Origin of the sequence: Planococcus soli (genome assembly GCF_016881065.1) — a bacterium.
Classification (GTDB): Bacteria; Bacillota; Bacilli; order Bacillales_A; family Planococcaceae; genus Planococcus; species Planococcus soli.
In genome coordinates this window covers 220,600-231,437 of the sequence record NZ_WXYN01000004.1, presented here as the reverse complement: position 1 = coordinate 231,437, position 10,838 = coordinate 220,600, and the positions used below count along the sequence as shown (strand labels likewise).

Genomic DNA, 10,838 nt, shown 5'->3' with positions numbered 1-10,838 from the left:
ATTCCAGACTTCCAGGAACGCCGCTCCGCCTTCTTCGCCGTAGACCGAAGTCACGGCTGCAGCCAGGTCATCGGAGTTCGCTAGCAGCGCTGCCGAAGCCTGATCAAAATCTTCTGCGCCATCTGCGCCTTTGCGCATCGTTTCAACTGCTAAAAATGCATGTTCCGTTAAGACCGTATCCAGGGCAATGCGCAATTCTGCGGCTGGTGTCGCCGTGCTTGACTCCATCGCCGTTTCGCTTGCCGGAGTGGAATGGCCGTGGCTGTCTGCCAATGCCGCCGTTGGTACCAATAAGGCTAATGATAGTGGAAGTGCTAAAAGACATTTGTTTAATTTCATAATGTATCGCTCCCTTTTTCTTTTTTTTTTTGGTTATACAGGAATAACGCACAGGCAAATCATTTAGATCACTTTATTTTAAAGTTAATTGAATTTAGTTGAATTATTCATCTTAACTGTTGAAATTCCGCGGGTGGATCGATGAAACCCATGTTCTTTCGATACTATCGCGCAGTTTCAATCGCGACCCACTGGAGCAGGAGCATTCTTCTTTGCTCTACTCAAACCGGGTAAACCGGTCGGTAATATGATGGTTCTTAATTCCACCTTATATGGAAGGTTTTATTTTCCTGGATTATAGAGCTTCTTTTTTCTTTCCGCATTTACTTCTCTGTATAATAGTGGGTAGATAAATATGCGTGTTTTTCGTTCTCTCAAAGAAAATATTTTTGACAAACGATAATCTACTTCGACTTTTCTTACGTTCTATAAGAAAGAACAAAATAGAGGAGGAGAAAAAATGATCCATAAAAAGTTCGGATTAGTACTCGCCGCTGCCCTTCTGTCCCTGGCAGCTTGTGGAGAAGAGCAGCCAACAGCCAACGAGAGTGTTGAAGAAGAAGCTGTGGAACAGGAAAACACAGCGGAGGAAGAGACAAGTACAGAAGAAGAAACTACTGAGGAAGAACCAGAAGAGGAACCTGCCGAAGACAGCACCCCGGAAGCTGAGAGCGGTGCTGCTTCAGATTTATTGTCAAACGGTGAACAAACCAGTTATATATTTAATGAAGCGGGCGAGTACGCAATCTTTTGCGAGCCCCATCCAGTCATGCAAATGACTGTTCTTGTAGAAGAAGGCGCAGAACAAACAGGTGAAGTCGCCATAGATATTGCCGACTATGAGTTTGGGGAAGAAACCATCACAGTTGCCCCAGGCACTACCGTAGTATGGACCAATCAAGACCAGGTCCAGCATAATGTCGCGATTAAGTAAACAGCCCAAACCAAAGCAGCCCAGGTATTTTGAAACCTATACCTGGGCTGCTTTTCTTTGTATTTAGTTTTGAAATCACCATTCAGCAAAATACTCGTTAACGGAAGTTTAGTGTACCTCTTCAAATACTTGACGCAGTTCAATCTGTCCTTCCCCATGTCCTATAGGATCCGGCATCCGCTCCTTTAGCCATAACCCGCACGCAAACTCATCTATAAAAATAAACAATAATCAACTGATTCCTTGGACTAATATGACAATTTTTTTAATTTATAACAACCAATAGTTAATATAGACTATATTAAGTCGAGGAAACGCTGTATATAATTCTTTCTAGCAAGCATTTAAAATAAGTAATTATATCTACCTTTTATTCATTTCGAGTTATTAATTGCCCGGAAAACTTTAGTTGCACAATAAGAGTGTTTATAAAAACCAATCTATTTTTCTGCTTTCTTCGTTGTAAGAGTGAAAAAAATCATAGTTTAGGTGAAAATCCATCCTATCTTCATAGCCTTTCAACCAGGCTTTTTTCTATGGTCGAATTTTCTATACGCTCCATAGCTTTTTCGAGAACCTGCTATATAAAGAACATTAATTTTTATGAGCTTTGGGGGATGAATCATGCGTTTATCGTTAAGTCTTCGGACACAACTATCCATTATTTTTGCAGGCACTACCATCCTACTGATTTTGATCTTCGGCGGTGTTTATGGTGAACGCTCGATCAAACAGGTTGAAGTGGAAATCGGAAACTCGCTTAGTGAATCTGCTTATTTGATGGAGAATAATTTGGATCAGTATATGTGGTCCCGCTACGGCGAAACCATTATGCTCAGCAGCTTGTCCGATATCCGGCAGCTGGAGGATCCGGACGAAATAGAATCCATGCTCAACCAAACACAGGCGACTTTCCCATCGTTTTCATGGATTGGCCTTACGGACCGAGACGGAACAGTCGTTGCATCCACGGATTCAATCCTAAAAGGAGTCGATATTTCCGAACGGCCGGTTTATTTGGAGGCATTGGAAAAAACCTTTATTGGCGACGTACACGAGGCGGTGCTGCTGGCTGACCTCCTGCCTAACCCAACGGGAGAAGAAATGAAGTTCGTCGATATCAGCACTCCAATTTATGATGACAATGACGACTTTATAGGTGTTTTAGCGACTCACCTAAGCTGGGAATGGGTTGAAGAAGTTGAGGCTTCTATGCTTGATTCGCTGAAAAATCGGGACAGCATCGAGTTTTTGATTGTCAGTAAAATAGATGATGTTGTTATTTTAGGTCCTGATGACCTGCTGGGAAAACGGCTGAATTTGGAAAGCATAGAGTTGGCCAGAACCGGCCAAAATGGGTCGATTATTGAAACTTGGCCGGATGACAAAGAGTATGTCACTGGCTACATGATGGAAAATGGCTATAAAGAGTATCCTGGGTTGGGATGGACGATTTTAGTCAGACAACCAGTGGAGGTTGCCTATGCCCCTACCAAAGAACTTATGATGTTTTTCCTCATATCCGGACTTATCTTTGTTCTCCTTTTCGCTGTGATCGGCTGGTTTCTTGCGGAACGGTTAACTTCGCCATTAAAAAACATCGCTGGTGCAGCCGATCGCCTGAGGCTCGGGGAGTTTGTCCAGATTCCGCTTTACCGGGGCACATCGGAGTTGGAAACTTTATCCCTTTCATTAAGAAAACTGGTTTCGGATCTGACCCATACAGAATCGGCTTTAGTGGAAATGAAGGAAGTAGCCAACCGAGATGAACTCACAGGGTTGGCAAACCGGTACGCCCTGGATTATTACTTGCGTGAATTTATCCAAAAGCACCAAACAGCAACTGTTTTATATATCGACCTAGATGGATTTAAAAAGATTAATGACACAATGGGCCACAATGCAGGCGACGAACTTCTTATCCAAGTAGCCGAGCGGCTGAAGAAAATCGTCAGAGAAGGAGAAATGATTTCAAGGGTAGGCGGCGATGAATTTATAGTTGTCCTGCCAGTAGGGAAAGGCGATCTGGCCAACAGAGGAAAGATTGTCGGAGAAAAAATCATTTCATCTATCAATAAGCCGTACTCGCTCGATGGGCAAAGCGCTTCTGTCAGCTGCAGCATCGGAGCCGCTTTTTGGGAAGCATCCGGTTCAATCAATATCGAAGAGACGATCAGAACAGCAGACGAAGCTTTGTATGCAGCAAAGAGAGAAGGAAAAAACCGGATTCATATGTACGGCTACTAGATTTACCTGGACTTATAGGAGCATACAACATTGGGGCACTGACTTGTATAAGTCAGTGCCCCAATGTTGTCAAAAAGGAGAGAAGCTGCAAATCAGCCCCTCTCCTTCAAACTTCTCTGAATGAGTTTATAATTTCACCTCATACATTAGGCGAATAAAAGAATCGCTTATGAAAGCAACTTCTTTTATAACTCTTCGCCATTCGTCGCAATCACTTTTTTGTACCATTCAAAAGAATCTTTTTTGGATCGTTTCATTGATCCGTTCCCTTCGTTATCACGGTCGACATGTATCATGCCGTAGCGTTTCTTCATTTCGCCGGTTGTGAACGAGACGATATCAATAATTCCCCATGGCGTATAGCCCATCAGTTCAACGCCGTCGTACGTGACGGCTTTTTTCAAGGCTTCGATGTGTGATTTCAAATAGTCGATTCGTTGCGCATCATGGATTGTACCGTCTTCTTCCACCGTGTCAATTGCGCCAAAGCCGTTTTCGACGATAAACAAAGGAATCTGGTAGCGGTCGTAAAGGCGGTTCAATGTATACCTCAAGCCGGTAGGGTCGATTGCCCAGCCCCAGTCGCTCGATTGGGTATATGGATTTTCTACGCCATTCGGCAATCCGCCGTTAACGATGTTGCCAAGATTGTCATTTTCAACATCGCTTTTTACCGTCGTCGACATGTAATAGCTGAATCCTAAATAGTCGACTTTGCCGTTTCTCAAGATTTCGTCATCGCCCGGTTCCATTTGGATGTTGTAGCCTTCCCGTTCAAACTCTTTCAACACGTAGTTTGGATAAAAGCCGCGTACATGAACATCCGGGAAGAAATAGCGCTGTCTCATTTCTTCTTCCGCCAGCATGACGTCTGCCGGATTTGAAGAATACGGATAAATTGGCACATGGGACACCATGGCCCCAATCTGGAATTCAGGATTGATGGCCTTTCCTTTTGATACAGCAAGTGCGCTCGCAATCAGTTCGTGATGCCCTGCCTGGTACATCACTTCTTTGGCATTTTCTCCTTCTCCAATGACAACGCCTGAATTTGTCCATAGGAAAATCGGGTTGTTGACGTCCATTTTGTTGTTGATTTCGTTGAAAGTCATCCAATATTTCACTTTGTCCTGGTAACGGTTAAAGCAAACTTCCACGAATTTGACGAAATGTTCGACCACTTTGCGGCTTCTGAATCCGCCGTACTCTCTTGCCAAGTGGAGCGGCATTTCAAAGTGGGATAGCGTGATGACTGGCTCAATTCCATTTTCCAACAATTCGTCAAATACATTATCATAAAACTGCAATCCTTCTTCGCAAGGTTCTGCCTCGTCTCCTTTTGGAAAAATCCGGCTCCATGCGATTGATGTCCGCAAGCAGTTTAGTCCCATTTCGGCAAACAAAGCGATATCTTCTTTGTATTTGCTGTAGAAGTCAATTGCCTCATGGTTGGGGTAGAACGTATCTGTTTCGATCGTATCCGTTATCTCTCTTGCAACACCGTGCGCGCCAGCTGTCATAACATCAACGACGCTCGGCCCTTTTCCGCCTTGGTCCCATCCGCCTTCAAATTGGTGAGCAGCTAAAGCGCCGCCCCATAAAAAATCATTTGGTAGTTTTCCCATTTTATCTCTCTCCTTATTTAACAACTGTCAGTAATTTATCGCCTACAAGGCCATCCAAAATATTCTCGACGATCACTTCTTTATAAGAATCCGTATTGGTAATAATCAAAGGTGTCGTTATTCTGATGCCTTCATTCTCAATAAACTCCCGGTCAAACGTCATCAGCAAATCGCCTTTTTTGATTTTTGCGCCGTCTTCCACGTGCAGCGTAAACGGCTTTCCTTTTAGCATGACGGTATCCAAGCCGACATGGACGAGCAGCTCGGCACCTGAATTGGAACGCAAGCCGATTGCGTGTTTCGTCAATGCAATCATCACCACGGTTCCGTCAAACGGCGCATACAATTTGTTGTCCAGCGGCTCTATGGCAACGCCTTTGCCCATCGCACCTGAACTGAACACTTTATCCGAAACCTGGGAAAGGGGAATAATTTGTCCTCTTAAAGGCGCATGGATAGACTCTTCATTTAAGTTCTGCAAGTCCAGTTCCGGTTGTTGAGTTGCCGGGTCTTCGTTCACTTTTTCCGCCGCATTCTCGCCAAATCCGAAAATTTGAATCAAGACGATCGGCAGAATGATGGCAATCGCGGAACCGATCAGGATTCCCCAAATCGACGACGGGAAGTCCGGACTGATTCCGTTGACAATCGTTAAAGGACCAGGCAAACCTGCATAAGCAAAGTAATTCGGGTTAAAGAAACTTGCCGTTACAGCCCCTGCAGCACCTGCAATGCTTCCGAAGATGAACGGTTTCTTGAACTTCAATGTAATCCCGTAGATAGCCGGTTCCGTAATACCGAACAAGCCGGTTATTCCTGCTGAAACGCCCAGCTTCTTGGTTTCCTGACTTTTCGTTTTAATGATTACACCCAATACAGCACCAATTTGGGCAATGACTGCAATCGTTTGGTAAGCCTGGAAAGAATCGCGGCCGTACAAATCGAAGTTCGCTAATACCATTGGCGTGACTCCCCAGTGGATGCCGAAAATGACCAGCACTTGCCAGAATCCTCCGATGAGCGCCCCTGCTACAGCCGGTGCATTTTCAGCCAAGAAGTTATAGCCATTTGCGATTCCGTTTGCGCCTATTGTTGAAAGCGGACCGATCAATAGAATCGTTAATGGAACCATGACGACCAGGCATACGAGTGGAACAAATAACGGCCGGACGACTTCGTGTATGCGCTTATTTAAGAAACGTTCCAGGTAGGACAAGATCCATACCAAGAATAGCGGCGGCAATACAGAAGATGTATAGACGGTCTGAGATAATGCCATTCCGAGGAATGTAATGCTTTCTCCTTCTGCAATTCTTCCGGCCATTTCTGTCCAGGTCGGACTGACCAGCGCCGCACTCGCAGCAACAGCTATAAAAGTGTTGCTCTTAAAATGTTTAGATGCCGTGATGGCAATGAAAATCGGCAAAAACGTAAACGGCGCCCAAGAGATGAAGCTGAACACTTCATAGGTTCCGGTTCCTGCAAAACTGGGAAACAGTAAATTCAGTAATATCAACGCACCCTGCAAAATACCGGCTGCCGCTAGAATATAGATAAATGGTGCAAAAACAGCGGACATCGTCGCAATGATGCGATTTAAAATCGTTCCTTTGTTTTCATTGACATCATCCGCTGCTTCCAGCTGTACCAGGTTTGAAAATTCTTCAAAAACTTCCCCCACATGCTGGCCGATGACTACTTGGAACTGGCCACCATTTTCTACAACCGTAATAACACCCGGCATTTCCGATACAATTGCTTTAGCTTCCGGCTTAGAACGCTTCAGGACAATCCGAAGTCTAGTTGCACAGCGTGCAGCACTTGCCACGTTCTCTTCCCCGCCTACAGCTTCCAAGATATCTTCCGCAAGTTTTGAATAATCCCTGATTTTTGCTCCCATTTGTTTCACCCCTTTATTTGAATACTCTTACATATTAATTGTACCGGTACAATTAATCAAGTACCTAACAATATAATTATTTGTTATTAATTTAATTAAAAGAGCTTTCAGGTACTTTATGATATAATTCGAGTATCTTTCAGACATTAAAGTAAAGAGGTATCCATATGTTAAAATATCAGCACATCGCAGACGAACTGGAAAATTACATAGAAGAGCACAAACTTCAGCAAGGAGATAAACTGCCTGTACTGCAAGATCTGATGATCCAATTCAATGTGAGTAAAAGTACGGTCACAAAAGCATTGGAGCTGCTGGAGAAAAAAGGGGTCGTGTTCCAAGTCAGAGGAAGCGGGATTTTCGTCAGAAGGCATAAAAGAAAAGGGTACATCAGCCTTACTTCGAGTCAAGGATTCAAAAAAACGCTGGAAGACTTTCAAATAACGTCAAAAGTTATTGAACTCGATGTACGAAAACCGACCAAAGAAGCGGCGTTTAATTTGAACATCAGCCTCGAAGAAGATGTTTACTACGTAAAACGAATTCGTTTTATCCAAGGGCAGACGCTTTGCCTGGAGGAATCATACTTCAAAAAGTCAATCGTCACTTATTTAAACAAAGAAATTATTACCGAGTCGATCTTCCACTACATTACGGAAGGGTTAGGGTTGAGCATCGGATTTGCCGATACCTTTCTCCATGTCGAAAAACTGACCGCTGAAGAAGCACAGTATTTAGCGTTAAAAGAAGGCGATCCCAAACTGGATGTTGAATCTATCTTTCACTTAAGCAACGGCCAGCCATTCGATTTTTCCAAAGTAACGTACAATTACGTGCAGTCACAGTTCTTTCTTCAAGCAGTTCTATAGAATATGAAATGGACTGTCCAATAAATCCCCATGAAAAAGGACGGAGAAAAAAGTTTCTTTTTCTCCGTCCTTTTTTAACTGACTTCTTACATCTCTTGAACCTCGACAAGCTGCCCTTGAATAATATAACGTTCTGGTGCATACCCGATGTAATCAAATGGGTAGCAGGTCGTCAAAGTCAATGTGGCCTCATCTTTATCTACAATGACGGTTCGGTCGTCGGCATCGGTTATCCACATATCCTCGACTTTGTATTCAAAACGCTGGCCTCCATACTCAAGGAAAATAGAGTCGTCTTTTTCTACTTTATCCAACCCTGTAAAAACCGTGTTTCGATGGCCGCTCAGTACGGTATGCCTTTTTTGATCAGGAGTGGCCGTCCATCGGCTGACGTACATTCCCACCCCTTGATCCAGTGTCGCTTCATCGGCTCCCCAGTAAATTGGATATCCTTTTTCAATGGAAGGAACCACAAGCCGGCCGACCTCTTCTCCCAGTTGATATTGATCCAACTGGTCACTCATTAAGGCTGGCGGTTCTTGAACCGTTTCAGCGGCAGTTTCCGGTGCCGGCTGCGCGACTTCTCCAGCCTCTTCCGGCCCAGCATTGTTCCAACCTTCAATTTCAGCAAGCGAAACCGTCTCGGTCGCTTGAGAACTCTGCCACCATTGAAAGCCATAAAAGCCCATCATCGCAAGGCCGACAACAAGAATAGCACTATATATTTTATTCATGGAGCCGACTTGCACCTCCTTCTCTACTAAAACTAACAGTCACATACAAAAAAACCGTATTCAAGATACGGTTTTTTGTTTTCTTATTGAGCAATCGAGCGTCTTCTGAACAATAGCATCCCAGCGCCTACAGCAGCCAATCCCAAGCCTGCAAAAGCAAATAATGGATCATTGCTTGCAGTATCCGGCAATTCTCCGCCTTCTTCACCGATTCCTTCAAGCGGGACCGCACCACTTAAAACATCTTCCGGCACTGTAATAGGTTCTACACCATTAAAGTTGCTGATGGACATGTCCATGCTTTGGACCATGTTCAAGCTTTCACCTTCTGCTGAAATATCCATATCGATATACATGGACATTTCCGTCATGTAAAAAGTTTCTTTATCAACAGTCATTTCATAGCTGATGTCATTGAAATTGATTTCTTCCATCATCCCTTCCATCGACATCGAGGCATCTTCTTCCCCCATCATGGATTCAAATGAAGCAAGAACAGCTTCCATCAAAGCTTCGCCATCGCCTTCATAGCTCAACTGGTAGGCATCTCCTGCATCTTCCACCGTCATGTCTTCCCCGAGTGCTTCTGCCTGGGCAACCTGGTCGCCAGCAGTCGTCATGGCCATAAGTTCATCCAAGCCCTCTGAAAGTTCGCTCGGCAATTTCACCCAGCCTTCCACCGGATCTTCCTGGTAGAAGCCATCTTCTGTCCAGTAGGATTCCAATGTCTCTTCTTCCCCGTCAGGTGTAGAAGTGGTGACCGTCTGATGCATCGCAAAAGGATTGAATGTCACATCTTCTTCAGTATGGATTGGAACTGTGATGGATTCTCCAGTCGTAATGTCGGGCATGGTAATTTCCATCATCGTCTTGCTGGAGTAACTGTCCAAAGAAGACATTGCCTCATTGGATTTTTGCAGCACATCCGCAACACTCATGTCCGCTGCTAAAGCAGGGGTGGCTCCCGCAGCCGCAAGCATGGCAACCAAAGAGACAGGTATCGCTTTTTTCAACATGTAAACACTTCCCATTCCATCAATTTTAAGGGGCAAGTTGAAGAACTAGCATATGTATGTAATTTCCATTTAGACCCTTATAGTTCCTGTTTCCCTCTTTCTTTTAGATTAAACACATATATAGTCACGCATTTTTGGAAGTTTACTGTTTAATGCTGTGGGTTTAGCTCCCCAATACATTTTTGTTGAGTAAAATTTCTTTTAAGCTTTTTACACAAAATAAGCGCGCCATTGATCGGAGAGTTTCCACTCCCTTTTTAATGAATGATGTATAGACTGCCGTCTTTCATAATTCGAACCGGCTGATAACTTTTCATAAATTCCATTCCGACATAGCCAGTGGAATTCAAATCCGATATCCCTTTTACATAAGCTTCCTCATCTATAATCAATCGATAGTAGAAACAAGTTCCATCACTGGTATCTAAAGACTCTTCAAATACGAATTTTTCTCCATACTTCTCTTCAAAATAATCGAACGCTTCTTCATGACTTTTAAATACTGGAAATTCGGCTTGTTCTTGTTTGCTGATTCCCTGCTTCCCCACCATTTTCCCTCCTTAAAAGATTAAGTAATGATATAAATGAAAGAAAAGGCCGCAAAGGAAGTTTTTATTCCTTCATAGCCCATGAATACTTCTTCCTCAATCTTTCACTGTTTCTTAAAAACTCTCTTACAGGTAACTTTCCAACTCTTCTTTCTGGCGCAGGTGATGTCGGGAATGCATTTCAACAAGTTTAAGCCACTCCTCCGCGTTCAGCCAGCCGAATCCTCCGTGTTCAACTTTATAATTCGGGTTGATCAAGTCCACTTTCGCTTCCCAGTTTTCCAATCTCCCAATCAGTTCATCCAGCCTGCTTGCCAGCTGTTCTTGGCTGTCGGAATTATTGGGTGGTGCATTCATTTCATCGGGCAGCCTGATTTTAACCGGCGGAAATCCGCCCGCTTTCATTAATTGTTCTCCCGTCCGTGTTTTTCCGAGCGGTTGTTCTTCATTTAGCGATGCACAACTTTCTGCGCTGTCGAGGTACTCATGCGCTACTAGAATTATATGGTCATACATCTGGCCAATGGACCAAACGCCTTCTTTCGGGATATACCGGAGCTGCTCTGGAGAATAGTTACTCAGTTCCTGTTTAAAATGGAAAAGCAATTCTTTGCCGCTCATCCAAC

General features: G+C 43.9%; 9 protein-coding genes and 1 pseudogene. 3 read left to right on the top strand and 7 right to left on the bottom strand.

Annotated features, from left to right (window positions below; translation table 11 throughout):
• Window positions 1–339: pseudogene (locus GJB59_RS02095) on the bottom strand (copper amine oxidase); the annotation flags it as partial.
• Between the two features lie 460 nt (window positions 340–799).
• Here GJB59_RS02095 and GJB59_RS02090 point away from each other — a divergent pair.
• Window positions 800–1,273: a plastocyanin/azurin family copper-binding protein gene (locus GJB59_RS02090; RefSeq protein WP_142828633.1), complete on the top strand. Its 474-nt coding sequence runs from the start codon at window positions 800–802 to the stop codon at window positions 1,271–1,273.
• Between the two features lie 624 nt (window positions 1,274–1,897).
• Window positions 1,898–3,520, top strand: a complete 1,623-nt coding sequence (locus GJB59_RS02085; protein ID WP_142828631.1) for a sensor domain-containing diguanylate cyclase — start codon at window positions 1,898–1,900, stop codon at window positions 3,518–3,520.
• Between the two features lie 185 nt (window positions 3,521–3,705).
• Here the strand turns inward: GJB59_RS02085 and bglA are convergent, their stop codons facing one another.
• Both bglA and GJB59_RS02075 read right to left on the bottom strand, forming a co-directional pair.
• Entirely contained in the window at window positions 3,706–5,145 is a 1,440-nt protein-coding gene (bglA, locus tag GJB59_RS02080; RefSeq protein ID WP_142828629.1) for a 6-phospho-beta-glucosidase BglA, read from the bottom strand.
• A 13-nt stretch (window positions 5,146–5,158) separates the two neighbouring features.
• Window positions 5,159–7,045: a beta-glucoside-specific PTS transporter subunit IIABC gene (locus GJB59_RS02075; RefSeq protein ID WP_142828627.1), complete on the bottom strand. Its 1,887-nt coding sequence runs from the start codon at window positions 7,043–7,045 to the stop codon at window positions 5,159–5,161.
• Between the two features lie 167 nt (window positions 7,046–7,212).
• Here GJB59_RS02075 and GJB59_RS02070 point away from each other — a divergent pair, with 167 nt between their 5' ends.
• Window positions 7,213–7,914: a GntR family transcriptional regulator gene (locus tag GJB59_RS02070; protein ID WP_142828626.1), complete on the top strand. Its 702-nt coding sequence runs from the start codon at window positions 7,213–7,215 to the stop codon at window positions 7,912–7,914.
• Window positions 7,915–8,000: 86 nt separating this feature from the next.
• Here the strand turns inward: GJB59_RS02070 and srtD are convergent, their stop codons facing one another.
• The 4 genes from srtD to GJB59_RS02050 form a co-directional block, all read right to left on the bottom strand.
• The gene (gene srtD, locus GJB59_RS02065; RefSeq protein ID WP_142828625.1) at window positions 8,001–8,648 is read right to left on the bottom strand and encodes a class D sortase, LPxTATN-specific; all 648 of its coding nucleotides are present in this window, start codon (window positions 8,646–8,648) and stop codon (window positions 8,001–8,003) included.
• 83 nt (window positions 8,649–8,731) lie between these two features.
• A complete protein-coding gene (locus GJB59_RS19090; protein ID WP_236015345.1) occupies window positions 8,732–9,664 on the bottom strand; it encodes an LPXTG cell wall anchor domain-containing protein in 933 nt (310 codons plus the stop codon).
• Between the two features lie 257 nt (window positions 9,665–9,921).
• Window positions 9,922–10,212 carry a hypothetical protein gene (locus tag GJB59_RS02055; protein WP_142828624.1) on the bottom strand — a complete coding sequence of 97 codons (291 nt, stop codon included), beginning with the start codon at window positions 10,210–10,212 and terminating at the stop codon, window positions 9,922–9,924.
• A 126-nt stretch (window positions 10,213–10,338) separates the two neighbouring features.
• On the bottom strand, window positions 10,339–10,833 hold the full coding sequence (locus GJB59_RS02050) for a DinB family protein (protein WP_142828623.1): 495 nt from the start codon (window positions 10,831–10,833) through the stop codon (window positions 10,339–10,341).
• Between the last annotated feature and the right edge of the window lie 5 nt (window positions 10,834–10,838).

Excerpts from the sequence above, each read along its gene's own strand:
- GJB59_RS02090 (WP_142828633.1), top strand. The coding sequence starts at position 800 with ATGATCCATAAAAAGTTCGGATTAGTACTCGCCGCTGCCCTTCTGTCC.
- GJB59_RS02085 (WP_142828631.1), top strand. The coding sequence starts at position 1,898 with ATGCGTTTATCGTTAAGTCTTCGGACACAACTATCCATTATTTTTGCA.
- bglA (WP_142828629.1), bottom strand. The coding sequence starts at position 5,145 with ATGGGAAAACTACCAAATGATTTTTTATGGGGCGGCGCTTTAGCTGCT.
- GJB59_RS02075 (WP_142828627.1), bottom strand. The coding sequence starts at position 7,045 with ATGGGAGCAAAAATCAGGGATTATTCAAAACTTGCGGAAGATATCTTG.
- GJB59_RS02070 (WP_142828626.1), top strand. The coding sequence starts at position 7,213 with ATGTTAAAATATCAGCACATCGCAGACGAACTGGAAAATTACATAGAA.
- srtD (WP_142828625.1), bottom strand. The coding sequence starts at position 8,648 with ATGAATAAAATATATAGTGCTATTCTTGTTGTCGGCCTTGCGATGATG.
- GJB59_RS19090 (WP_236015345.1), bottom strand. The coding sequence starts at position 9,664 with ATGTTGAAAAAAGCGATACCTGTCTCTTTGGTTGCCATGCTTGCGGCT.
- GJB59_RS02050 (WP_142828623.1), bottom strand. The coding sequence starts at position 10,833 with ATGAGCGGCAAAGAATTGCTTTTCCATTTTAAACAGGAACTGAGTAAC.